This window comes from Endozoicomonas sp. YOMI1 (genome assembly GCF_024606345.1).
Classification (GTDB): Bacteria; Pseudomonadota; Gammaproteobacteria; order Pseudomonadales; family Endozoicomonadaceae; genus Endozoicomonas.
Genome location: NZ_JAHHPM010000394.1, coordinates 1 through 25,522 on the forward strand (window position 1 = coordinate 1; position 25,522 = coordinate 25,522).

General features: G+C 48.4%; 18 protein-coding genes. 7 read left to right on the forward strand and 11 right to left on the reverse strand.

Annotated features, from left to right (window positions below; genetic code table 11):
- The first annotated feature begins 151 nt into the window (after positions 1-151).
- Positions 152-1,447 (forward strand): hypothetical protein, encoded by a 1,296-nt coding sequence (locus tag KDK15_RS14040; RefSeq protein WP_257296013.1) that lies wholly within the window; start codon positions 152-154, stop codon positions 1,445-1,447.
- Between the two features lie 279 nt (positions 1,448-1,726).
- Here the strand turns inward: KDK15_RS14040 and glnE are convergent, their stop codons facing one another.
- Both glnE and KDK15_RS14050 read right to left on the reverse strand, forming a co-directional pair.
- Positions 1,727-4,696: a bifunctional [glutamate--ammonia ligase]-adenylyl-L-tyrosine phosphorylase/[glutamate--ammonia-ligase] adenylyltransferase gene (glnE, locus tag KDK15_RS14045; RefSeq protein ID WP_257296014.1), complete on the reverse strand. Its 2,970-nt coding sequence runs from the start codon at positions 4,694-4,696 to the stop codon at positions 1,727-1,729.
- Between the two features lie 83 nt (positions 4,697-4,779).
- Complete coding sequence (locus tag KDK15_RS14050; RefSeq protein WP_257296015.1) at positions 4,780-6,378, reverse strand: hypothetical protein; 1,599 nt, start codon at positions 6,376-6,378, stop codon at positions 4,780-4,782.
- A gap of 146 nt (positions 6,379-6,524) precedes the next feature.
- On the opposite strand from KDK15_RS14050, the gene KDK15_RS14055 reads away from it, so the two are divergent.
- The 3 genes from KDK15_RS14055 (at position 6,525) to aceF (ending at position 12,452) form a co-directional block, all read left to right on the forward strand.
- Positions 6,525-7,388, forward strand: a complete 864-nt coding sequence (locus KDK15_RS14055; RefSeq protein WP_373691377.1) for a lysophospholipid acyltransferase family protein — start codon at positions 6,525-6,527, stop codon at positions 7,386-7,388.
- A 731-nt stretch (positions 7,389-8,119) separates the two neighbouring features.
- The gene (aceE, locus tag KDK15_RS14060) at positions 8,120-10,786 is read left to right on the forward strand and encodes a pyruvate dehydrogenase (acetyl-transferring), homodimeric type (RefSeq protein ID WP_257296017.1); all 2,667 of its coding nucleotides are present in this window, start codon (positions 8,120-8,122) and stop codon (positions 10,784-10,786) included.
- Between the two features lie 28 nt (positions 10,787-10,814).
- Positions 10,815-12,452: a dihydrolipoyllysine-residue acetyltransferase gene (gene aceF / locus KDK15_RS14065; RefSeq protein WP_257296018.1), complete on the forward strand. Its 1,638-nt coding sequence runs from the start codon at positions 10,815-10,817 to the stop codon at positions 12,450-12,452.
- A gap of 64 nt (positions 12,453-12,516) precedes the next feature.
- On the opposite strand, the gene KDK15_RS14070 is transcribed toward aceF, so the two are convergent.
- The 3 genes from KDK15_RS14070 to KDK15_RS14080 all read right to left on the reverse strand — a co-directional run bounded on the left by KDK15_RS14070 (position 12,517) and on the right by KDK15_RS14080 (position 15,639).
- Positions 12,517-12,762 (reverse strand): hypothetical protein, encoded by a 246-nt coding sequence (locus KDK15_RS14070; protein ID WP_257296019.1) that lies wholly within the window; start codon positions 12,760-12,762, stop codon positions 12,517-12,519.
- A 1-nt stretch (position 12,763) separates the two neighbouring features.
- On the reverse strand, positions 12,764-13,585 hold the full coding sequence (locus KDK15_RS14075; protein WP_257296020.1) for a serpin family protein: 822 nt from the start codon (positions 13,583-13,585) through the stop codon (positions 12,764-12,766).
- Between the two features lie 386 nt (positions 13,586-13,971).
- Entirely contained in the window at positions 13,972-15,639 is a 1,668-nt protein-coding gene (locus tag KDK15_RS14080; protein ID WP_306800354.1) for a serpin family protein, read from the reverse strand.
- Here KDK15_RS14080 and KDK15_RS14085 point away from each other — a divergent pair.
- Positions 15,521-15,784 (forward strand): hypothetical protein, encoded by a 264-nt coding sequence (locus tag KDK15_RS14085; protein ID WP_257296030.1) that lies wholly within the window; start codon positions 15,521-15,523, stop codon positions 15,782-15,784. The genes KDK15_RS14080 and KDK15_RS14085 overlap by 119 nt on opposite strands.
- 52 nt (positions 15,785-15,836) lie before the next feature.
- Here the strand turns inward: KDK15_RS14085 and KDK15_RS14090 are convergent, their stop codons facing one another.
- The 4 genes from KDK15_RS14090 to KDK15_RS14105 form a co-directional block, all read right to left on the reverse strand.
- A complete protein-coding gene (locus KDK15_RS14090; protein ID WP_257296021.1) occupies positions 15,837-18,311 on the reverse strand; it encodes a glycoside hydrolase domain-containing protein in 2,475 nt (824 codons plus the stop codon).
- 134 nt (positions 18,312-18,445) lie between these two features.
- Entirely contained in the window at positions 18,446-19,000 is a 555-nt protein-coding gene (locus tag KDK15_RS14095) for a YggT family protein (RefSeq protein WP_257296022.1), read from the reverse strand.
- A 90-nt stretch (positions 19,001-19,090) separates the two neighbouring features.
- Positions 19,091-19,912, reverse strand: coding sequence for a pyrroline-5-carboxylate reductase (gene proC, locus KDK15_RS14100; protein ID WP_257296023.1), 822 nt, complete (start codon positions 19,910-19,912; stop codon positions 19,091-19,093).
- Positions 19,909-20,643, reverse strand: coding sequence for a YggS family pyridoxal phosphate-dependent enzyme (locus KDK15_RS14105; RefSeq protein WP_257296024.1), 735 nt, complete (start codon positions 20,641-20,643; stop codon positions 19,909-19,911). Before KDK15_RS14105 ends, proC begins: the two co-directional genes overlap by 4 nt.
- Before the next feature lie 68 nt (positions 20,644-20,711).
- Here KDK15_RS14105 and KDK15_RS14110 point away from each other — a divergent pair, with 68 nt between their 5' ends.
- On the forward strand, positions 20,712-21,746 hold the full coding sequence (locus KDK15_RS14110) for a type IV pilus twitching motility protein PilT (protein WP_257296025.1): 1,035 nt from the start codon (positions 20,712-20,714) through the stop codon (positions 21,744-21,746).
- Positions 21,747-21,813: 67 nt separating this feature from the next.
- The gene (locus tag KDK15_RS14115) at positions 21,814-22,185 is read left to right on the forward strand and encodes a hypothetical protein (protein WP_257296026.1); all 372 of its coding nucleotides are present in this window, start codon (positions 21,814-21,816) and stop codon (positions 22,183-22,185) included.
- Here KDK15_RS14115 and ptsP read toward each other — a convergent pair.
- Both ptsP and rppH read right to left on the reverse strand, forming a co-directional pair.
- Positions 22,166-24,442: a phosphoenolpyruvate--protein phosphotransferase gene (gene ptsP / locus KDK15_RS14120; protein WP_257296027.1), complete on the reverse strand. Its 2,277-nt coding sequence runs from the start codon at positions 24,440-24,442 to the stop codon at positions 22,166-22,168. The genes KDK15_RS14115 and ptsP overlap by 20 nt on opposite strands.
- Before the next feature lie 148 nt (positions 24,443-24,590).
- Complete coding sequence (gene rppH, locus KDK15_RS14125) at positions 24,591-25,082, reverse strand: RNA pyrophosphohydrolase (RefSeq protein ID WP_257296028.1); 492 nt, start codon at positions 25,080-25,082, stop codon at positions 24,591-24,593.
- Positions 25,083-25,522: the final 440 nt, after the last annotated feature.

Consider the following 25,522-nt stretch of genomic DNA (forward strand, 5'->3'; position numbering starts at 1 on the left):
ATGCAAGGCACAACGAAGGGAGCATAGCCGTAGCTATGTGACCGGAGTTGTAACGACGCACAGTGACTGATCACATAGTCATAAAATATGATTTCATTTGGTTAACTATTCAATTGATTGCCGTATAAAAATTAAACAGGAGCTTTTGCTAATGAACGCAGGTAATGGATGCTCTGCCCATTTATCATCGGGCAGAGAGGCTTTTCAATATTGGAAGGTTTATGATCAATATCAGGAGCAAGTCCTATCAGGTAACGTATTCAAAACATCCAGCGGAGCAGAGTTTAGATGTAAATATGCTGATATAAAGGAAATTGAGAGTTTGTTATGTAGTCAGTGTTCGAAGCATAAACAACATATCATGGAAGGCAGGCCTTTGGGACATCGGGAAATCATTGATAAGGCCATCCTTGATATGCGACCAAAAGACGTTTCAATGATCGAACCACTGATCGGTCATACGTTAGCAGCTGACATAAATTGTATCAAAGAAGCAGACCCCTCTGGCTTCGGAAACTATGGCGAGGATGAAGAACTGACCGGTTTGTCTCAGCGCCTCACTGTACATTGTGCAAGAAAGTTGCCAGCAGATCAGGGTGGTGTTCAGGTTGAATGTCTTCAGTCTGTAACATTAAGTGAGTTACCTGAACACTTCCATGACACAAACTGTCATCGAAGCCTTGCTCCCCCGGTGGTTGAACCGCAGAGATTACATCCAGCTTCAGAAGGTTTGGGGTCACATGGCAACTTCTCAGGGAGGTTAGCTGGATCCGAGGATGAAAGAAGTCTGGTTCATGCCTTTCAAAGGCAGTTAATGTTGAGCAATGAAAGAAATGAAAGTCTGCATGAGATAAACAAAGTGCAGGCCGGGAAAATCAGTGAACTTCAAAGAACTGTAGACAGCCTCTCAAACACTGTATACACCCTCTCTTTGACCTGCGCTTATCATGAAAGTCAAATAAATGGCTTGAAGGACCAGCGCACAGATGGAACGTATGTATGGGTAATAGACGACTTCAGAGAAGCTATTGAAGCGGCAAGGACGGGCAGAAAAACATCATTACGCAGTCCGGCTTTTTATTCGGCGCCAGATGGATACAGGATGTCAGTAAAAATATATCCAAATGGTGATGGTGAGGGAAAAGGAACTCATATCAGCCTGTTTTTAGCAATTATGAAAGGCAAATATGACGATATTCTGACCTGGCCATTCAATAAAAATTTGACCTTCGAGATAATTGGGAAAGGAGGGCAGGTTGTGTGGGCTGATGGATTTGATTCTCAGCTAACGAGTTCAAGCTTCGAAAAACCGCAGGGGGACATGAATATACCTAGTGGTTGCCCCCTGTTTATGGCAATAAAGGATCTTAAACCCCACATGCTTCCGGGTGGCAGTCTATATGTAAAGACCAAAGTAGGTGAGAAGGCCTTTCCCTTTAATGGTTAGCAAAGCTATTTGAAGAGCAAAAAAGGTTTTCTTCGACATACTCTCATGCCACAGCATGGGTCTAGTACACGGTTTCAATGTATTTGATGGGTTCCCTCTATCAATGACGAATTCCGTTCGTCCTGAGCGAAGTCGAAGGGCGTAAGCTCCATACCCTAAATAATAAAGACTGTGCCAATCACCCTTCTACCGTGCATTCTGAGCGGAGTCGAAGGACGCTCGGGGTGAACGGAGATTACACACCTCAAACTCATTGAAATGGTGTCGCTTGATACTTGCTCATTTCATACAGTTTGCCCAGATAGTCATAACCGCCTGACGCAGGCAGTTGCCAGAGGTATTTTCTACTTCAGGGGTCTCGTTTTGTAATGCTTTTTGATGAATACTGAACCGGAATGTTTTATAAGCCTCCCGCAGCTGATGGGCGTCTTCATGTTGCAACAGGCCTGCAATCTCCAGTTCTTCAGAGATCCGCACGTTGTCGGTCCACTTCAACAGTGAAGGGTACTGGCTTGAGTACCGCAGAACGGCAAACTGCATCAGAAACTCAATATCAACGATGCCGCCCGGGTCATGTTTTAAATGGAAGACTCCACTATTTACTGAAGATGATGTTGACCTCAGGTGTCCCCGCATTTTCTGGCGCATAGCCACAACATCATCACGCAGTTTTTTAACATCCCGTTGCTGGCCGAGAATGTCTGATCTCAGGCCTGTAAATTTCTGTGCCAGCGTTGGGTCACCAGCAATCACACGGGCGCGCACCAGGGCCTGATGTTCCCATGTCCAAGCCTCTTCTTTCTGGTATTTCTCAAAGTAAGTGAAGGAGTTGACCAGTAACCCTTTTGAGCCGGATGGGCGTAATCTCATATCCGCATCATAAAGAATACCGGAGGGTGTCTGCGTCGCCAGAATATGGATGATTCGCTGACCAAGGCGGGTATAGAACGTTGTGCTGTCAATGGCCCTGGGCCCATTGGTCTCTTTATTGGTACCGCCATTATGGATGAATACCAGGTCAAGATCAGAGCCAGGGCCTAACTCAATACCGCCCAGCTTGCCGTAGCCAACAATAATGAAGCCGGTATCACACAGGTTACCGTCAGCATCCTGAGGCATTCCATATTTTTCGACCAGGTTTCGCCAGGCAATGGCCAGAACGGCATCAAGAATAACTTCAGCAATCCAGGTCAGGTAGTCACTCTCTTTCATCAGAGGCAGGGTGCCGGAAACCTGGGCAGCGGTCACTCGTAAGACATGAGCCATTTTGAAGTGACGCAGAACTTCCATCTGGTTCTCAAGATCGTCTTCCGGAATATGGGCGAGCTGTTGTCTCAGCTCGTCGGCCAATGCTTCTTTTTCCGGTGGGTTATAGAGGTCACCAAGATTGAGGAACTCATCGAGAAGCGCTGGAAAGCGGGCAATCTGTTCAGCAATCCATGGGCTGGCAATACAGAGTTTGCCAAGGTGCTCCAGAGCGGCAGGGTTTTCGATCAGCAGGACCAGATAAGCCGTTCGACGCAGTACTGCCTCAATCAGTGGAAGAATTCGCAGTAAAAAAGTATCAGGTTCATTGGCATTGGCGGCCACTCTCAGCAGGAGCGGGATAAACTTATCCAGACGGTCACGGCTCTGCCTTCTGACCCGGGTAATGGCTTTGCCATCTCGCAGGGAAACCAGTCGCTGCCGGGAGGCGTCGACATCTTGGAAGCCCTCTTGGGTCATCAGCTGCTGTTCTTCTTCCTCGTTAAGTTGGCCAAGCCAGAGGGCTTGCCACTGGTTGCCGTGGGCATCTTTGGTATTTGCGGTTTCAGGATCGGCAATAACCCCATCAAAGTGAGTGGTGACTTGCTGACGGTGTTCTTCCAGCTTGCCCAGTAACCCGGACCAGTCTTTTTGCCCCATACTGAAGGCGATCCGTGCCTGAGCCTCCGGACTTTTCGGAAGATCCTGAGTCTGTCGATCGGCAATGGCCTGAATGGCATGTTCCAGGTTACGAAGGAAGATATAAGCGGCTTTCAGTTCATTGGCTTCGTCAGGAGAAAAATAGTGTTTGCGCTGCAGCGTTGATAAAACCGCCAGCAGGTTTCGCTCCTGAAGACTGCGGTCACGTCCGCCATGAATTAACTGGAAAGACTGAATGATGAACTCAATTTCACGAATACCACCCGGTCCAAGCTTGATATTGTTCTCCATGCCTTTGCGTTTTACTTCCCGGCGGATCAGCTGCTTCATTTCCCGCAGGGCGCTGATGGAGCCAAAATCAATATAGCGACGATAAACAAAAGGACGAAGCTGGCTGAGCAGTAGCTGGCCTGCGAGTATATTTCCGGCAACCACCCTGGCCTTGAGCATGGCGTAACGCTCCCAGTCCCGGCCCTGATCCTGATAATACTGCTCCATGGCAGCAAAACTCATGGCCAGGGCTCCGCTGGAACCATAAGGCCTCAGTCGCATATCAACCCGGAATACAAAACCATCGGCACTCTGACAATCCAGCACCTTGATCAGTCGCTGGCCAAGACGGATAAAAAACTCCTGATTGGTAATGACCTTCTTGCTGCCACGGGTTTCTCCCTGGCAGGGGTAAGTGAACATCAGGTCGATGTCTGAAGAGAGATTAAGGTCTCTGGCCCCCAGTTTGCCCATACCCAGTACCACCATTTTCTGGAGAACCGGTTCTTCCCCCGGGATGTTTGTGCCATAGGGCGTTCCCATGGTCTGGCAGCTGTCCTGGTAAAGCCAGTTGAGCGTGCTATCAATGCAGGCATCCGCCAGGGCAGACATATCCGCTGTGGTTTCCGGCATGCTGACCCGACGATTCAGATCGAGCCAGATAATTCGGAGCATTTCCCGGTTGCGGTAAAGTCTGAGAGCCTTGATCAGATCCTGCTCATTCTCAACAGCAGAAAGTGCTTTAAGTAAACGTTCCCGGTGGGTTTGGGCAAGATCAGGGAGTTTGTCATGGTTTTCCAGAATGCTGGCAAGCCACTGAGGGTGACGAATGCACTGCTGCGCGGCAAAGTCACTGCCTGCCCAGCAATGGATCAGCTGATCCATGAGCTCAGGACTCAGTTGATTGCTGTGGTCAGGAAAAAGGGTGCCAGGAAAAGTAAATGACGGGTTGTAATCGACAAACTGTTGCCAGTGAGCAGTGACCACGTTCCTGATTTCTTCAGGAAGAACTTCCGTAGTAGGTGACCCGGAGGCAGTTAATTGTTGACTGAGTTGTGCCCTGAGTGACTCCATAAAACCGCTCTCTTCTGGTTACTGGCGTCATTTTATGGGAATGGTATTACTATAGCCATATCTCCGTTTTCTCGGACAGCCTCCTAGGTGCTTTGTGAAGGCCAGACAATAAAGCTGAAGAAAGCTGGTTGTGCATCAAAGTCTTTCACCTTCCTGATCTCTCGTTGAGAAATATCTGCACAGCCAATTAGTCGATAAAGTGGATTTTTGAATTGCTTTGAGATGGCAACAACTTTATCTCCCCGTTGAAATGCTCTCCTGGCAGCAAACGCTGATAGTTCTCTTGATTGTTTGAACTCTGTAAATTGTCCAAGTGTCCATACGTCGTTTTGTTCCAAAATCTCCTGGGGGACAAGTCCAAACGTTGGCATGGTAAAATTCTGTTTGATTTCAAATATATCGTTATGATGCTCCAGGGCAATAATGTGCTCCAGCAGTTGAATATTTTGAGCCATCGTCAAGAGTCTTTCAGGAGTACCCTTTTCCTGAAAAGCTGTTGCGAGCATGGAACGCTCACAATTTGAGAGTCCTGCAAATATGTCTGCAATCTGCCGCAGGGTAGAAGAAACTTGACCAGTGCAAAGCATTTCCTGAAATGCGAAAGGATTGAATGGAAAGGTGAATGGATTTCTTTCATGAATCAGGTATTCATGATCATCCAACTGTTCAATATCTATTTCTGAATATGGGTTCTGGTCTAACAGATCATCCCAAAGGCCATGAGTCACGACGGCTTTCAGTGTTGATGCGGTCAGGCTGGCTTCTCTACTAAGAAATGCCAGTGCCAGCAAATGTGAGTATTTACCGTGCATGAAGTTGCCTGACCAGTTGCTGTCGGTAAAACCTGATTTTTCTACCAGAGGGTTGGCTACCTCTGAAGGGACATAACCAATAAACTCTGGGGCATCTTGCAATTGAATTCCACCCTGAGCCAGTTCTCCCAGAACTTTAAATAATGCACCCTGGATTTTAGGAGCTGAGGCTTTGACAAATTTTTCCCCTTCTATGCCGTTGGGTTGAGAATATCGATATTTCTGGGCGTTGCACACGGTCTCTGCATCATCTCTGTCACTCACTTTGACTTGCTCTTGAATGTTTGCTTTTTGTTTTGCGTTAAGTTGAAGGTTAATAAAACCTTCCTTTACTGATAAGTAATCTTGAAGCTGTTTTGAGTCCAGCTCTTCAACCAGGTCTTCAGGTAACAACCGCCTGAGTTTGCTTCCAACCAGATCAAAAAAAACAAATTGAGCAGGGTAATCGAACAGTTTAAGTTTGCAGAGCTTATATAGAGTTTGTTGATAGGCATTGAGTGATTTTATTTCAGTGTCTTCCGTGCTTGTACCTCTATATAAAATCTCGGTAATTTGCTGACCAAGTTGCAAACCTACGATATATTTTGAACGGTCGGTAAAAAAGGTTCCCGGAAGGAGTAACGATTTAAGGTCTATACGTGATAAGTCCCAAAAAAAATTTTTATTGCACTTTACAAAGATGGGGCCTGGATCACTAATGGATCGCTTGCCTATGGGAATCTCTTCCACTGGTCTATTATCTGCAAACGAGGTAGATGAATGACGAACTCCACCAATAGACAATCCATTAATATCATGACATATAGGCTGAGTTACTTTTTTACTAGACTCTAGTGCTGATTTAAAAATCGGCGTATCAATAAATGACATCCTATCCATATTTATGACGTTTACGATTTCAGAAGTTAATAGTAGATAAAAGCTCTGATAATATTGAGTTTGAAAAGTTCATATTATTCGGAATTATTTATTTTGAGTGGTTCAGGTTTGTGTCAGAGGGAAGAGCCTGTTTTGTTATGTTGTTTGCAAAGTTTATTTCGCGCATTCCTTTTAAGGTCATTTATATTATTTCCTACCTTGTCTATTTGTTCGCTTTTTATCTGTTTAAATATCGAGCAGGGACTGTTCACAAAAATTTGCGCCAGGCTTTTCCAGAAAAAAGGGAAGAGTATATTTCTGCTCTGACAAGACAGTTTTACCGGCACCTGTCGGATCTTTCCCTTGAAGTGATTAAGGCCCAAAGGATGAGCGCAGAAGCGTTTAAAGAACGCTGCGCAATTATTGGTGCTGGTGCTGTGGAGGCTGCATCGCAGGGAAGATCCAGGCCAATTATTGTTTTGACCATCCATCAGGGGAACTGGGAGTGGATGCTCCATGCCGTTTCGCAACACCTTGGTGTGCCTATTGACCCGGTTTATAAACCACTGCACAACAAGGGCTGGGATCAGTTTATCCATGAAGTTCGCAGCCGCTTTAATTCACGTCCCATTCCAATGAAGCAGGCTGGTCGAGATATCCTGAAACGCAAAAATAGCTTTCGGCTTTTTGTGTTGCTGGCTGATCAGACTCCGGTAGAAGGAGAGCGCAGTTACTGGGTCCCTTATCTCAATAAAGAGGCTCCTTTTTATCTGGGAGCGGAAAAAATTGCCTACCTTACCCAAAGCCCCGTTTTTTTTGCCCAATGCCGACGGCTAAAGCGTGGTTACTATGAGCTTGAGTTTAAAGAACTGGCTATGCCTCCTTATGAAAATACCCGTGATAACAACAATCATCAGATCATTGATGCCTATGTTAAGGCCGCAGAAGATGCCATTTATGAGCAGCCAGAAACGTTTCTCTGGAGTCATCGGCGCTGGAAACGAAGTCGAACAACGGACTGAATAGGGATGGACTGGTTTTCGCAGGTGCCTGTTGCCCAACGTTTGCTCAAAAATAGCGGCTTTAGCACCTGATGATTGGTTCATCTAAAGTGGTGTTGACCAAAGCCAAATTTTCTGGTTAATGAATCATTGGTTGTTCGTTTTTTAGCCAGCAAAATCCGAGATTGGCATTATCTGGTCTTAAATATGTGTTTTTGTTTTCTGTTTTCCAAGATTTTTTTAGGAAAATCAATGCTTTTTGTAAAAAAACTACACCTAAGTACTGGTACTCATTGCGGGAATTGCTTATCTTGTAGTTATATTGCATTTGATCAATATCAATTTTCTTAAGCTTGGGCTGTTAGACGAAATTTGTTCGGAATGCTTGATGTTGCAGGTGATCAACCATTAACAAAAACGAACGCGAAGTTTGGTGTGGCAGTTTGATACGTCAACAGGCGTAAGGGTTAGCAGAATTGCTACTCGCTTGGCAGGATAACCGGGCATCAGACTCACCTGTGAAGCCGGGGAGATAAAAAGCATTGCCTCCTGTGGGAGGGGCTGTCTGATCCATTCCGACCATTATGTCCGGAAACCCTGATCCAGGTTCAGGGCGGGATTCGTATTCCTGCCCAGGCCCTGTCTCATCTGCGCCTGACCCGGGAGGTTGGCTGAGAATAGAATGCCTTGTATTGATGGCAGTCTATTCTCAGTCAGGTTCCCAACCCTATCGATCTCGGAGCCGATTTGATATGCATGATATCGACCCTATAGAAACCAGGGAATGGCTGGAAGCACTGGATTCCGTCCTGGAGCAGGAAGGTGAAGACCGTGCTCATTTTCTGCTGACCCGCCTTTCTCAGCATGCTCGTGCCAAAGGTACTCAGCTGCCATACGCTATTACCACGCCTTATCGCAATACGATACCTCCTGAAAAAGAAGCCCGCATGCCCGGCGACCTGTTTATGGAGCGTCGTATTCGCTCCCTGGTTCGCTGGAATGCGCTGGCTATGGTGATGCGTGCCAACAAGAAGGACAGCAGCCTGGGTGGACATATCTCTTCCTTCGCCTCCAGTGCCACTCTGTACGACATCGGTTACAACTACTTCTTCCACGGCCAGGGCAGTGATCGTGAAGGTGATCTGGTTTATTACCAGGGACACGTAGCGCCTGGTATCTACTCCCGGGCTTTTCTGGAGGGGCGTCTGGACGAGAGCCAGCTGGATAATTTCCGTCAGGAAGTGGATGGCAATGGCCTTTCTTCCTACCCTCACCCCAAGCTGATGCCTGACTTCTGGCAGTTCCCGACCGTATCCATGGGCCTCGGCCCTCTGCAGGCGATCTATCAGGCTCACTTCATGAAGTACCTGATTAACCGTGGCATGTCCCAGGATCAAAACCGTAAGGTCTGGGCATTCCTCGGGGATGGTGAGATGGATGAGCCGGAATCTCTCGGTGCCATCTCTCTGGCCGGTCGTGAGAAGCTGGATAACCTGATCTTCGTGGTCAACTGTAACCTGCAGCGTCTGGATGGGCCGGTGCGTGGTAACGGTAAGATCATTCAGGAGCTGGAAGGCATCTTCCGGGGGGCTGGCTGGAACGTCATCAAGGTCGTCTGGGGCCGTCATTGGGATCCGCTGCTGGCCCAGGACAAGCATGGCAAGCTGCAGGAAGTGATGGACAAGGCCGTTGATGGTGATTACCAGAACTGTAAGGCGAAAGGGGGGGCCTGGACCCGTGAGCATTTCTTTGGCCGTGACCCTGAAGCCCTGAAGCTGGTTGAACACCTGTCGGATGATGATATCTGGCGTTTGAACCGTGGTGGTCATGACCCCTACAAAGTCTTCGCTGCCTACCACGAGGCTGTAAACCATAAAGACCAGCCTACTGTCATTCTTGCCAAGACGGTTAAGGGCTATGGTACTGGTACCACTGGTGAAGCGGCCAACGTCAGCCACAACGTCAAGAAGCTGCCGGTTGATGACCTGAAGCACTTCCGTGATCGCTTTGATCTGCCGATCAAAGACGATGATATTGAGACCCTGCCTTACTTCAAGCCAGACGCTGATAGCCCGGAAATGAAGTACATGCGCAAGCGTCGTGAAAAGCTGGGTGGCTTTATTCCACAGCGTCGGGTAGAAACGGACGTTAAGCTGGAAATCCCCGGCCTTGAGGCTTTTGAAGCCGTGACCAAGGGCAGTGGTGAGCGTGAAATCTCCACCACCATGGCTTACGTTCGTATTCTGAGCGCACTGGCCAAAGACAAGAGCCTTGGCAAGCACATTGTGCCGATCATTCCTGATGAAGCCCGTACCTTTGGTATGGAAGGTATGTTTCGTCAGCTGGGTATTTACTCTGCCGAAGGCCAGAACTATGAGCCGGTAGACTCCGATCAGGTGATGTTCTACAAAGAATCCAGGCAGGGGCAGATTCTGGAAGCAGGCATTAACGAAGCGGGTGCCCATGCCGCGTGGATTGCTGCAGCAACCTCTTACAGCAGCAACAACGTGCCGATGATTCCGTTCTACGCATTCTATTCCATGTTTGGTTTCCAGCGTACTGGCGATCTGGCATGGGCAGCGGGTGATATCCAGGCTCGTGGCTTCCTGATTGGTGCTACTGCGGGTCGTACCACGCTGAACGGTGAAGGTCTGCAACATCAGGACGGCCACAGCCATATTCTGGCATCCACGGTACCGAACTGCATTAGCTATGATCCCACCTACGGCTATGAAATGGCAGTGATTATCCAGAACGGTCTGCAGCGTATGTATGGCAACGGTGACAACGTCTGGTACTACATCACCGCCATGAATGAAAACTACCGTCAGCCAGCGCTGCCGGAAGGCCCTGAAGTGATCGAAGGCATCATCAAGGGACTTTACAACCTGAAAGAAAATTCCCGTAACCAGGGACTTAAGGTCCAGCTGATGGGTTGTGGCACTATCCTTGAAGAACTCCGTGCTGCTGCCGGTATTCTGCGTGATGAGTTCAACGTTGAATCGGATATCTGGAGCGCAACCAGCTTTAACGAGCTGGCCCGGGATGGTCAGAACGCCAGGCGTTACAACATGCTGAACCCTCTGGTGAAGGAAGTTGAGAAGAAAGTCAGCTGGATAGAGCGGCAGCTGTCTGGCCGAAAAGGTCCGGTTATTGCCGCTACTGACTATATAAGCCAGTACGCCAACCAGATTCGTGAGTTTGTGCCTGCAACCTTCGTTTCTCTGGGTACTGACGGATTTGGCCGCTCTGACACCCGGGAACAGCTGCGCCGCTTCTTCGAGGTGGATCGTTACTTCATCGTGGTTGCTGCCCTGTATGCGCTGGTTCAGGATGGTGAGCTGGATGCCTCTGTGGTCAGTGAGGCCATCAAGAAGTTTGATATTGACCCAACCAGAGCAAACCCTTTGTATTGCTGAGTCTGGAACTGAAGAGAAGGTATGAGGAATGAGTGACGAAATCATCAAGGTTCCAGATATCGGCAGTGGCGAGGCAGAAGTCATCGAAATCTGCGTCCAGCCTGGTGATACGGTATCGGCCGAAGACTCCCTGATGGTCCTGGAGTCTGACAAGGCCTCCATGGAAGTCCCGGCACCACGGGATGGCGTGGTGACAGAAGTGCTGCTGAATATAGGTGACAATGTCAGCGAAGGTGCTCCGATGGTTAAGATGGCTGCAGCAGTGTCTGAGATTGTGGAGCCTTCAGCGGATAGCGGGCAGCCAGCAGAAGCACCCGGGGCAGCAGCTCCAGTTACTGAAGCGGCACCGGTGCCGGCCGGTGGCTCCCGGATTGAGTCTGTGCCTGTACCCGATATCGGTGCTGAGAATGTTCCCGTGATTGAAGTCTGTGTCAGGGTTGGTGATCAGATTGAAGAAGAAACGTCACTGATCGTGCTGGAATCTGACAAGGCGACCATGGAAGTGCCTTCACCGTTTGCCGGTGTTGTGAAAGCCATTAAGGTTAAAGAGGGCGATACCCTTAGCCAGGGCGACCTGATTCTGGATATTGAAGTGTCTGGTGGCGCTGCAGCACCGGCTGTCAGCCAGCCTGCGCCTGCAGCCGCTGCGCCTGCCAATGTTCCACCGCAGCAGGAGGCTCGCGCACCATCAGCGCCACCACCGCATGCGGAAGCGCACCCTGTGGAACTTGAGCGTACCAATCGCAAACTCCATGCAGGCCCGGCGGTGCGCAAACTGGCCCGTGAGTTCGGCGTTGATCTTGCCGAAGTGACTGGCAGTGGTCCACGTCGTCGCATTTTGAAAGAAGACGTGCAGAAGTACGTCAAGATGCGCCTCAGTGAAAAAGCACTTTCAGGACAAGGGGCTGCTCAAGGTGTTTCTTCCGGGTTGGGTATTCCAGCCATGCCAGAGATCGACTTCAGCAAGTGGGGTGACATCGAGAAGGTTGCCCTGAATCGCCTGCGCAAAGTGGCGGCTCACAACTTCCAGCGTTCCTGGCTGACTGTGCCACACGTTACCCAGTTTGATGAGTGTGACATTACTGAACTGGAAGCGTTCCGCAAGGCTCAGAAGGCCATGGCCGAGGCTCGTGGTACCAAACTGACACCACTGCCGTTTATTCTGAAAGCCGTTGCTTATGTGTTGAAAGAGCTGCCACAGTTCTGCACTTCCCTGAGCCCGGATGGTGAAACGCTGGTCTACAAGAAATACATCCATATTGGCGTCGCGGTTGATACGCCAGACGGTCTACTGGTGCCGGTGATCAGGAACGTGGATCAGAAGAGCCTGTGGGAACTGTCTGCTGAATGTATCGAGCTGGCTGGTAAGGCCCGTGACAAGAAGCTGAAGCCTGATGAAATGCAGGGTGGCTGCTTTACCATCTCCAGCTTGGGTTCTATCGGTGGCACGGCGTTTACTCCGATCGTCAATGCGCCAGAAGTCGCCATTCTGGGGCTGTCCAGGGCTGCCATGAAGCCAGTGTGGAATGGCAGGGACTTCGATCCGAAGCTGATGTTACCGTTGTCACTGTCTTATGATCACAGAGCCATCAATGGTGCGGATGCGGCACGCTTCACCGCCTTGCTGGGTGAATTGTTGACCGATATTCGCAAGCTGCTTCTTTGAGGCTTTTTTAATAAAAAATCCGGAGGTGATTAATCTCCGGATTTAGCATTGTATTTATTTATAATTATCTTAACTTATCAAGCAGTGCTTTCATGGCATCAAATGAAACCTGTATTTGAATAGGATTAAAATCCCAAATTTCAACAAAAGTTTTATGTCCTCTTCCAATTTTTTCTAATATTCTTTCTTTAATCTCATTGGCATCATCCAAAGAATCAACCCTGATTGTTAACATGGCTTTATCTGCCTTAGCGCTTATAATATTAAACTGACCTTTCGGGTTAAACTTATGTTGTATTAAACTACTCACATCAACAGTTTTCAGCGAATGTGATTTTTGGTGAACCATCAAGGATCAAAAAGCTGCCATCCTTAATTATCAACTCAAGCAACCGATTACCTTTGCTGTCTACAATGGCAATGTAGCCAGGGCAGTCAAAATGAAAGTAAGGAATTGGTTCTTCTTCATCTGGTTCTATAAAGCATTCCCTTAAAACAATTGCTGCAGCAGTGGCAATTGCACCTTGAGCTCCCTTTTCATCAATGGATGTTTTGATCTTCTGAATAATGTTCAGTTCTTGACGGGACAGTTGGCCTAGCCTTGATAAATCTTCTGCTTCTATGGAGATTCCCAATGCCCGCGAAATTTTTTTTAGTAGATCACTATCACAACTGTCCACTACGTCTAATTTAGGTAGCTTTAGCTCAAGCTCCATTTGATGTTCATTTAAATTGCCAATCAGATGGTTAATTGTTTCAGAATCAAGGTTGTTAATTGCTGTCGCACTTCTTATGCTCGGTATTATCGCGACCAATTTGAGATCTTCTCCATTCACAGATCGAAATTCTTTGGCAATGGCCTCAAATTCTATGGTACTGGCAACATGACAACGATCAGTTGCACACATCATCTTGACGTTATTAATAATAGCTCCACTTTCGCACTGAAATTCGCCCAGGGCCGTTTCAGTAGAAGAAAAACTGTTCTTCCAGACACCCCGGAATTCCATAACATTTCCTATTACCGCTGTAATTTGTTTCCGTCCAGCGTCACTATAATCATCGAACAACGTTTTAATTTTTTCGTTGGTCTTATTATTAACAAAAGATTCTGTGACGCGGTCTAAGAACATGCCTTGGTATACAAATAGTTGACAATTTTCTTTCGCATAAATCACTAACCGGTTGGTTATTTACGCTAACGCCTTGATTCCTGCGATAAAGTGGAGCAGTTGTGTATAGAAAATCTGTTATATTTTCACTGTATCCCTTGCTAAACAGGATTTTAAGCTTAATGACTGATCGATCGACAATAGTTGTGAGTTTGGTGTTGATCTTGGTGAGGTCACTGGTTCCCGTCGTCGCATTCTTAAAGAAGACGTGCAGAAGTAGGTCAAGATGCGGCTCAGTGGAAAGGCACTTTCAGGAAAAGGGGTTCCATGGCCGAGGCTCGTGACAAGAAGCTGAAGCCTGATGTTAATAAATCCGGAGGTGATTAATCTCCGGTTTTGCATTGTATTTATTTATTATCACTAAGTAACGTATCCCGCAGTGCTTCCAAAGCCTTGAATGAAACCTCTACTTTAACAGTTTTTAAATTCTTCCAAACTTGAACAAATTGTTTATGTTCTTCTTCTCCAATTGATTTTAATACTTTTTGTCTAACCTTATTTGCTGTATCCACAGTATCAACAATAATATATAAGTCATAATCATCAACTAACTCAACTCCGGAAATATTAAACTCCCCATTCAGGTTAAGCCCACGCAGTATTAATGTACTCTCGTCATCAACATCTTGAAAATTTTTAGATAACCTATTTAATGTAGAGGTATTAACGTCTTCAATACTGCTTTCTCCGTCTTTTTGTAATCGGTCATTTTGGAGAGGTAAAAAGTCATTTTTTGGAAAACCTTTATTGGTTTTACCTTGTCGATGTGCCTCGGTAAAATTCTTCCTGACATTTTGAACAAGTTCACCTTTCCTGAATGTTAACCGGGTATTGCCAAAGGTATAATGTTCTTCATCATCCGACAGATCACCATCTTCCGGGCCTTCAGGGGCAGTGATCACAGGCGAACCATCGGGCACCAGAAAGCTGCCATCCTTAATGACCAACTCAAGCAACCGATTACCTTTGCTGTCAACAATGGCAATATAGCTGGGGCAGTCAATATTAAAGAAATCCTGGGCTCCCCCCCTTGACTGCGCTGTTGCTGCAGTGGCAATTGAACTGTGAGCACCCTGCTCATCAACGGATACTTTGATTTTCTGCACCATCCTTAGAGCATAAGACGGTGATGGGTCTAACCTGGACAAATCCTGAGCTTTTATGGAAGTTCCCAGGGCATGCGTAATTTTCTCCAGTAGTTCAGTATCACCACTGTTCTCTACTTCTATAATGGGAAGATCCAGCGTAATCTCCGTTTTACGTTCATCCAATTTGCCAATCAGATGGTTAATAGTTCCAGAATCAAGGTTGTTAATCGCTGTCGCACTGGTCTCGTTCGGTGCTATTGCGACCAATTTAAGATCTTCCCCATTTTCCGATCGGAACTCTTTGGCAATGGCAGTAAACTCTCCATCATTAGCAAAGTGAAAATCTTCGGTCGTACACATTTTCTTGACGTTTTCGATACGAGTTCCATCTGCACACAGAAAACGGCCCGGAGCCGTTTTATCTGGAGAAAAACTTGTTTCCCAGATACCCCGGAATTCCATCACATTACCTAATACCACTGAAACTTGTTTCCGATCAAATTCAGAAAAACCATCAAACAACGTTTTAATTTTTCCTTTGGTTTTCTCATTAACAAAAGTATCTGTGGCGTCCGCTACGTTCATGTCACCATTTTCCAACGTTTGGGTTTGATAACATTCAGGCAGTATCCGTTCAAGATACTCATCCTTGGTAGAAGAGGCTGTAGCAACAAAGTTGGCGGCAGAGATTGTCTTATGAGTTTCATCATAAGGGTGGTCTTTGCTGAATTCACCGAGCTTTTGATGGATTTCAATCTCCAGCTCTTCAGTTAACGAGCCCGGGGGGAGTCCCAGGAGCAATTCCTTCTTGGCGTTATCTTCCATACTCGCCAGAACCATGCCCAGAACCGGTGCCAGACTGGCAGAAGACACTACCGTACTTTTTTTGTCTGTAATGCCCAGGATCGCAAACGATACTTTATCCATCAGTTTTTCAATAATATCAGAGGCCGATAAAGCGGTTCGGGAGGATGCGTCTGGCGGATTTAATGCCTGCGGCGACACTGATATTGGTTGGTTTGAAGGTATAATAGGCTCCACAGTATTCTCTCCAATCCTTGATAATAATTAATCAGTCAAGACGGACTCACTGCTTCCATGCATTGCGGCAAGAGCATGGTTTGCTATCTGCTCATTATTGATATTATTCTGCCACGTATTGCCATCCGCTGTTCCTCTGTTATTAATGCCGCCCGTTCCCATTGTGGCGGTATTTCTGCCCGAAGTTCTGCCAGAATCTGTTTGGCTTCCGTTTGTTTGTGGGATATGCCTTCAAGCCACTGTAACCAGCGTAAATCAAGGGTCGCTTCATGCAAATCAAGAAAACGACGATGAATATCCAGAACTTCCGGGCACCGGCTGGCGGATGGGTAGATATACATGACATCCCCCTCCCGACCATCGGTGGGATCAAATGGGTCGGCAGTAGGCATACGGCCATGCCATTGTAAATAGCCCTCAGCACCGGATCGCCAGAGATACAGGCCAGCCGCTAACCCGGGTCTGGGCATGTTGTATAGCCAGACCGTACTGTTTTCTTGCCAACGGTCAATATTTTCTTCGGTAACTTCGGTGCCGTGGTTGATCAAGAGAAGATCCGTTACTTCGGCAAGTTCAGCCTGATGGTCATGGTTCATATGGCCAGCAGTTTTAAATGACAGAGCGTTATCGTTTAGCAGGCTGGCGGTGTTCTTTATTTGAGAAAAGTGATCCTTGGCTGGCTCGTCAAAAATTGACCAGTAAATTTCAGGGAGGTTCTGGTTCTTCGATAGCTGTTGCAGCTGTTTTAAGTTCGCTATTGCCTCTGTTTCGCCCTTCTGACTTAACAGGCGTTTCAACGGTGCGTAAGCCAGAATTTTGCCGTTGAAGCCAAAGCGCACTAATTGCTGCAGTTGCTGAATAAACGCCTGTCGTCCGGTATCAGTGTCTGGCGTTGTGAAGGCAGGAGCTACGGTGCTGAAACCGTGGGAAGCCAGCAGGGAAAGATCGCAAGAGGAGGCATTGGCACTCTGTCCTGCCAGTCCCTTGAACCAATGATAGTAAGGTGCAGGCTCCAGATAGAGGCCTACAGGGGTTTCCAGTTCTGGCAGCACGGTCGGAAGTACCCGCACTTTATAATGCAGCAGCCGCAGTTCACCACGGCTGAACAGCTGAATCATACCAGAGTAGTCGCCAGCGCCTGCTTCAGCGGGAACCTTCACCTGAACATAGAGGCGTCTGGGCCTTTTGCTGGATAGACGAAGACTTTCCATATCGGCACGGAGATAACTGTCATCCAGTATCAGTGACGTGGCATTGGGGGTCGGTCTTTCATAACGCCAGTGCCCATAGCGGGTGATGACTGTTAAGGGTTCTCCTTTCGACGATTTGGGCGGGGAAACCACAACCGCGGGTGCAACATCATCCATCGGGCTTGCTATTTCAAAGGCCAGGTTGAGCATGCTGTTTCTGGCTGCCAGATAAAAAGCGTCATCATCTTTTACCTGCTGGCTGATATCTGCCAGTGAGAGAGTGTCTGGCGGGGTGTATGGCTCAGTCGCTACAGGCCATTGATTAAGGAGGCGTTCCTGTCGTTTTTCCTGAGTGGCCTGGGCAAAGGTACCTTTAATAGGTTCCAGGACCAGAGCCGCGAGGTATCTGGCGTCATAGTCTCCGGTCAGATCGATAGTCACCATCCCATTGGTGACACCAATGTTTTTGTTGATAAAGTGACTGCGGCGTTTACCAACCAATGCCCAAAAGTCCCCATCAATGCCGCCTTCTTTTTTCCTGCCAGCCAGATAAACATCATTGATCCACTGCTCTCGGGTAAACTTCTCATCAACGATGGTGGTGCCATTGGCGATGATTTGCCGGTTAAGAAAGTGAGGCAGGTATTCCCATTCCCCCTGATCCTGTGTCCACAGGCTGAGTTTCCATAATCCATCAGACCAGGGGATCTGCAGGCTGGCAACCCCGGCAATACCATCCCGAATCAGCGCATCACCGGAAGTACGAACCCGTTCGGTGATTTTGCCTTTCAGGTATGAGCTGTTTTTGCCAATGGATTCAAAGCCGGGGAAAGCCGCACTGTTGCCTGAACCAAAATCCAGTGCCAGCGTGTTTTCGGGCAGCCTGGCGGCGGAGCTGATATGGATTTTTTCCAGGTCGATGCCAGCCCACATATCGGCACTGAACACAAACAGTTTGGTGTATGGCTGGTTAAAGGGTTGTCCGCCGGATGTTTTCAGTCCTGAGAGGGGTAATACCACTTCAAACGGACCGGGTGAGAGCGTGAACTCCTGGTTGACCCTGGATCGGTAATCTGCAGAGCTTTTATTATCAATCCGCACAATCAGGATTTGCTGTTTGTCTGATCCATTATTGCCACTGATGATCAGCTCAGATCCATTCTTAAAGTCGGACTGCTGAAAGGTGTGGATAAATGGTGGCGATTCCGCTTCACTCAGTAGCAGTTTTTCATCACTTGCCGTCGAGAAAGGACTGCTGAGGCTTAAAATACAGGCAGCTGATACAAGCCATTGTCCGGTCGCTTTGCCAATAAACCTTGCCTGGGGCCATATGGACTTTCGAAGCATGTACTTAATGGCCTGTCCCATGGTCCTTTCAGCTGCCTCACAGTTGCTTGGGGAGTAGTAGCCTTAATATCGACGGAAAGGAGACACTTTAAAGAATCTGAAATGGAGGGTGAGACACTGGCGCTAATCCAGAGATCAGCGCCAGGTTGGCAGGGTCAGGCCAGGGCGCTCAGAAAGTTCTTCAGGGTAATAATAATGATCACCAGAACCATCAGGGAAAAATCCAGCCCGCCAAGGGGAGGGATCACTTTGCGTATACGGCTGGTGAGTGGCTCGGTAATCTGGAACAAAAGTATGAGTCCCGGGTTATAGCTGTTCGGGGCTACCCAGCTGGCAATGGCGATAATGATCAGACTGAACATATAAATATTCAGAAACTCTATGCACAGTTTAACCAGGCTACTGATCAAGACACTGGGGAAGGGAATGGCCGCCAGGGAGTAACCACCCATCAATAGCAGTACATAGAGCAGTATGATCTGAAGTATCAGTGCCAGAACCAGAGAGGCCATGTCCACACCGCCATAACCGGGAATTACCTTGCGGATGGGGTTGAGCAGTGGCGATGTTGCTTTCACTATGGCTTGAGAAATAGGGTTATAGAAGTCGGCTTGAACCAGCTGAAGCAGAAAGCGAATCAACACAGCCATGATATACAAACCACCCAGGGTCTGGATCAGGAAGCTGAGACTCGAAGAAAGTGCAGACATAGAGTGTATTGGTTACCCTTTGATCAATTAATAATTTAATAATCTTTATGCATATTACAATAAAGGCTTGCCATCGCCCGTCAACAGAATTCAGTCTTTCAGAGTCTCTGCAAGTTCTATCGACCGGTTGACGGCAGCATTCATTGCTTGTGCCACCAGTTCAGGTAACCCCTGTTCCTGAAACGTCTTTATGGCCTGTTCCGTGGTTCCGTTGGGAGAGGTAATGCGGTGACGAAGCTCGGCCACATCAACATCACTTTCCGTTGCCATTCTGGCAGCCCCCAGGGCCGTTTGCAGTGTCAGCTGTCTTGAGGTTTCTGCATCAAGGCCAAGGCGAATACCAACCTGTTCCATAATTTCCATCAGCAGGAAATAGTAGGCCGGGCCACTGCCGGAAACGGCAATGACAGCATCAATTAACGACTCATGGTCGACCCACCTGGCAATACCAATGGCATTAAAAATATCATCGGTCAGCGCTTTCTGAGCAGTACTGACGTTTTTGTTGGCAAACAAACCGCTGGCACCACATTGCAGCGCAGAAGGTGTGTTCGGCATGCTGCGCACGATCGAAAGGTGCTCACCTCCCCAGTTTTGCAGGCTTTCCATGGTAATGCCGGCAGCGACGGAGATGATCAGGGCATTGGGTTTTATGGACGGACTTAAATCGGTCAGAACCGTTTTCATCACCTGTGGCTTCACACAAAGCATGATGATGTCAGCCTTGCTGACGGCCTGATGGTTATCCACGGTGGTTGCAATATTAAATTTTTCGCGGATATCGGACAACGTTTCTGCCGTTCTGGCGGAAGCAATCAACTGATAGGTTGGCCAGCCATTATTGATCAGGCCGCCGATAATACTGCTGGCCATATTGCCAGCACCGATAAAAGCAATGGTTGATTCAGTCATTGGTGGTTGTCCCTTTGAGGCTCTCTTTGAGGCTCTTGATGAGCAGAGGTTCTGGAGCCAAACAGCGCAGTACCGATACGAACCATGGTTGAACCCTCCTGAATCGCTGCCTCAAGATCATCCGTCATGCCCATGGACAAGGTATCCATCGTTAGCGAGAACTCGGTATTCAGGGTATGTAACGCATTGGTCAGCGCCCGGAAAGGCTCGCGTTGTCGGTCAGGGTCGGTTTCCGGGGCGGGAATAGCCATCAGGCCACGCAGTTTCAGGTGGGGTAAACGGGCAATGGATGGCACCAGCGCTGGCAGCTCATTCAGGCTGATCCCGGATTTTGTCTCTTCGCCGCTGATATTAACTTGCAAACAGACATTTAATGGGGAGAGTTCCCGGGGACGTTGATCATTCAGCCTTTGCGCAATTTTCAGGCGGTCAACACTATGAACCCAGTCAAAGTGGCTGCTGATATCCCGGGTTTTGTTTGACTGAATTGGGCCGATGAAATGCCAGTGGATATCCGCAAGGTCACTGAGTTCATGAATTTTGCCCAGGGCTTCCTGAAGGTAGCTTTCGCCAAAATGCTTTTGACCCAGATGCCATGCTTCACGCACCATAGAGGTAGGTTTGGTTTTGCTGACTGCCAGCAGTTGCACTTGCCCGTTGCGATTGCAGGCTTGCTCAGCTTGATGAATTCGGTCATAAACCCGTTGAAAGCGGTTTTGTAATAAGGTCATCAGGTTGTACATTACCGGGTAAATAAATTGGCTAGTTTACCTGCTTCCTGGTGTAAGGGGGATAATAAATGGATATTACTGAGCTATTGGCGTTCAGCTATAAACAGGGGGCTTCGGATCTGCATCTGTCGGCAGGACTTCCGCCAATTATTCGAATCGATGGTGATGTACGCCGTATCAATCTGCCGCCCATGGATCAGAGGGAAGTTCATGGTTTGATCTATGACATCATGAACGACAAACAGCGTAAAGATCTGGAAGAGCACCTGGAAGCTGACTTCTCGTTTGAAGTACCGGGCGTTGCCCGTTTCCGGGTTAATGCTTTCAACCATAATAGAGGTGCGGGGGCGGTGTTCCGGGCAATCCCCAGTAAAGTACTGACCATGAATGACCTGAGCATGGGACAGGTATTTAAAACCATTGCTGATAAACCCAGGGGGCTAGTGTTGGTGACTGGCCCTACCGGCTCTGGCAAGAGCACCACACTGGCGGCCATGATGGATTACATTAATGACACCAAATATCAGCATATCCTGACCATTGAAGACCCCATTGAATTTATCCACACCCCGAAAAAGTGTCTGGTTAACCAGCGGGAAGTGCATCGGGATACTCACAGCTTCAGTAGTGCCCTGCGCTCCGCGTTGCGTGAAGATCCGGATATTATTCTGGTCGGTGAGATGCGTGACCTGGAAACGATCCGCCTGGCCATGACCGCTGCGGAAACCGGTCATCTGGTGTTCGGTACGTTGCACACCACCTCGGCGGCAAAGACCATTGACCGTATCGTCGATGTATTCCCGGCGGAAGAGAAGTCCATGGTGCGTTCAATGCTCTCTGAATCACTCCAGGCTGTGATCTCGCAAACACTTTTGAAGAAAAACGGTGGAGGCCGTGTAGCCGCCCATGAGATTATGCTCGGTACTGCCGGTATTCGAAACCTGATTCGGGAAGACAAGGTTGCCCAGATGTATTCGGCCATTCAGACCGGCGGTGGGCTTGGTATGCAAACACTGGATCAGTGCCTGATGAACCTGATGAAAAAGGGACTGATCACTCGTGATGTGGCTCGTGAAAAGGCCAAGGATCGCGATGCATTTTAGTGTCCCGGGGACAGTTGATATTCCTGACGAGTTCCCGGGCTGTATTTTAACGTCAATGTGATGATAAATGGATATTGAAAAATTATTAAAACTGGTCGCCGTTAAAAAAGCATCGGATCTTTTTATCACTGCAGGCTTTCCTCCCAGTATAAAGCTTGACGGACGTTTGATACCTGTCAACAAGACACCGCTGACGACCACAGAGGCAAAAGATATGGTGCTTGGTGTGATGGATGAGAAGCAGCGCCTGGAGTTTGAGCTGAAGCAGGAGTGTAACTTTGCCATTGCCAAGACGGGGGTTGTTCGGTTCCGGCTCAGTGCTTTGTCAACAAAGAAATCAGTCAGGCATGGTTTTGCGCCGAATTTTTATCCTCAATTTTCTGCCGTCCTCGCTACGGGCGCTATTCTCGGACAGCCTCCTAGAAGCGCCTGCTCTTGATCCCGAGAACCTTGCCCATGCCTTCTTTGCAAAGGGCAAGTTCAAGGGAACTGCGAATAACCTGCGCATTGTCGTGTTTCATTAAATCCGACAATATCGCTTTCGCACGATCCATACCGATGCGCCTTAACACCCATTTTACTTTTAACAGATTCACGGCACTCATAGACAGCATATCGAAGCCCATGGCCATTAACAGTACAGCTGCAGCAGGATCACCCGCCATTTCACCGCAGATGCTGACGGTCTTTCCTTCCTGATGGGCATCATCCGCAACCTTCTGTAAGGCATGCAGAACTGCGGGGTGAAAGGAGTGATAAAGGTCAGATACCCGTGGATTGTTGCGGTCTACAGCCAGCAGGTATTGAACAAGGTCATTCGACCCGATGGAAAGAAAGTCGACACGTTGTGCAAGGTCCTTGACCATATAAACGGCAGCGGGCACTTCCACCATCACACCAACTGGTGGCATTGATACCGGCAGGCCTTCAGCAAGCACTTCCGCATGGGCCCGGTGAATCAGGTGTTGCGCTTCCTCGACTTCAAAAATACTGGATACCATCGGCAACATAATCCGGAGATTATCCAGGCCCACGCTGGCTTTCAACATGGCCCGGACTTGCACCAGAAAGATTTCCGGATGATCCAGTGTTACCCGAATCCCCCGCCAGCCAAGAAAAGGGTTATCTTCCTTGATGGGGAAATAACTCAACGACTTATCTCCGCCAATATCCAGGGTTCTCATGGTAACGGGTCGTGGAGCAAACGCTTCAAGCTGACGCCGGTAGATCTTTTCCTGTTCGGATTCACTGGGAAAGCGATCCCGAACCATAAAAGGGACTTCAGTCCGATACAGGCCAACACCTTCAGCCCCTCTATCCAGTGAGCGGATGGTATCGGTCATCAGGCCTGTGTTGACCCAGAGCGGAATACGGTAATTATCCGGGGTCTCGCAAGGCAGATCTCTGATGGCTTCCAACCCCTTACTGAACTGATTCTCCTCTTCGAGTACTTCGGTGTAATAATCCAGCAGCTCCTGGGCAGGAGAGGAGTAAATCAGCCCAAGATTACCATCCACAATCAGTTTTTTACCGGACAGCTTATGGAAAGGCAGATCAACCACCCCCATGACAGTTGGCACACCTAAAGCACGGGCAAGAATAGCCACATGAGAGTTACTGGAACCTTGCTTGGAAACCAGGCCCGCCAATGACTCCTGCGGAACCTCGCCCAGCATAACCGGAGAAAGCTCCTCACTGATCAGAATGGTATTCGCCGGGTATTCAACCCTCGCATGTTCTCCCTGCTGGAGATGAGAAAGCACTCTACGCCCCAGATCCCTCACGTCGGCAGCCCGTTCACGGAGATAATGATCGTCCATCATTTCAAAATTGCGGATATGCTCTTCGATCACCTGTCTCAAGGCACCCTGTGCCCAGGATCCGCCTTGAATCCGCTCTCTTATCTCCTGCCCAAGGGCCCGGTCATCCAACATTCTCAGATAAACATCAAAGAGTGCCTGTTCCTCGGCAGGTAAACGGTCAGAAAGCCGCTCAGCGGTTTCTTTCATTTCTTCCCGCACCGCAGCCAGCGCATCGTCAAGCAATGCAAGTTCCAGATCTATATCCTTGCAGGTACGTTCTGGTACTGCCCCAAGATCAGCCGGAGGCGTAATAACAACCGCATCACCGATCGCTACCCCAGTGGCACCTGCACTCCCCTGAAAGCGTGCAATTCTTTTTTTGCGGGTGGGCGTGGAGACATTATTAATTGAACCGGTCGCCTGGGCATGGGCAATAACCCCTGCCAACTGGGCAGACATGGTGACCAGAAAAGCTTCTTCATGTTCATCAAAACGCCGCTGCTCAACCTGCTGAACGACCAGCACACCCAGCGTATTACGGTGATGGATGATGGGGACACCCAGAAAAGAGGTAAATCGCTCTTCTCCGGTTTCACGGATATAGTGAAATTTCGGGTGAGAAGCCGCCTCTTCGAGGTTTATGGGTTCTTCACGCAGCCCCACCTGCCCGACAAGACCTTCAGAATGAAAGAGAGTCACCTGTCCGACAGCAGAAGGATTCAAACCTTCTGAAGCCATCAGCGTATAAGAGGCGCTCTCAGAATCGTATAGATAGACCGAGCACACCTCGGTGTTCATGGCACCACGAACCCGCTGCACAATAATCTGCAGTGCCACCTGTAGATCAGAGGCAGAACTGACTTCCTGTACGATATTGCGCAGGGTGTTTAGCATGTCTATCACATACCCGGTCTGATAATACTTGCTGCAACTACTTTAACAGTACAATAGCAATCCATGGCAAATTATATTGTCTGGTAACAACCTTCTTGTTATTGCAGCCCACAGGTTTGAATATATATCCATCGGGCTCCACAACATGTCACCCCCCTCTGGACTGTAACTTCCCAATTCTGGGTACCAACTCTTTCAGCGCCCGTCTGTAGACTTCCCGCTTAAACGAAACTACCTGACCAAGAGGGTACCAGTAACTCACCCAGCGCCAGCCATCAAATTCCGGGGACCCGGTGTGGTCAACCCGAATACGGTCATCATTGCTCAATAGCTTTAGCAAAAACCATTTCTGCTTCTGCCCAATGCACAGCGGCTGCTGATCCCGGCGGACGAGTCGTCTCGGCAGACGATAACGTAACCACCCACGGGTACAGCCAAGGATTTCTACATCTTCAGGATGAAGACCTATCTCCTCAAACAGCTCTCTGTACATCGCATCTTCCGGTGTTTCCCCATCATTGATGCCACCTTGGGGAAATTGCCAAGCATCCTGCCTGATCCGCCGGGCCCACAATAACTGACCGTGATGATTCGCCAGGATAATGCCTACATTTGGCCTGAATCCATCGATGTCAATCACGTATATGGCTACCTTAGAGCCACCACACTATGGTACGAATACCCCCGCACTTCCAAGAACATAACCATAACCCCACACTAAAGCAGGGCATGAAGCTGACTATTCAAAGAACAACAGGATTTAGACGCAATCACTTTTCGGTGGCCACTTAAACTATTACTTATCCCGCATTGTTTCACAAACGGATACAACACAGCAAACAGGCTTTTCACTAGCCCTGTACAAGTTGTTTTATAATCAGTCCTGCCAGTCATGAAAGCCGGTAAAAAACAAACAATCAGTCAATTGTTCTACCTGTTCCAGATATCTTTGACTTACTCGAACCAAGCCAGAAATTTCCAATAGAGCGCAGATACTGGGAAGTGAACTCCTAATACCAATTCCGCCTTCTAAATATGAGCTGCGCAGCCATTTTGAACAGCTGGATCTTCGTTGGAATT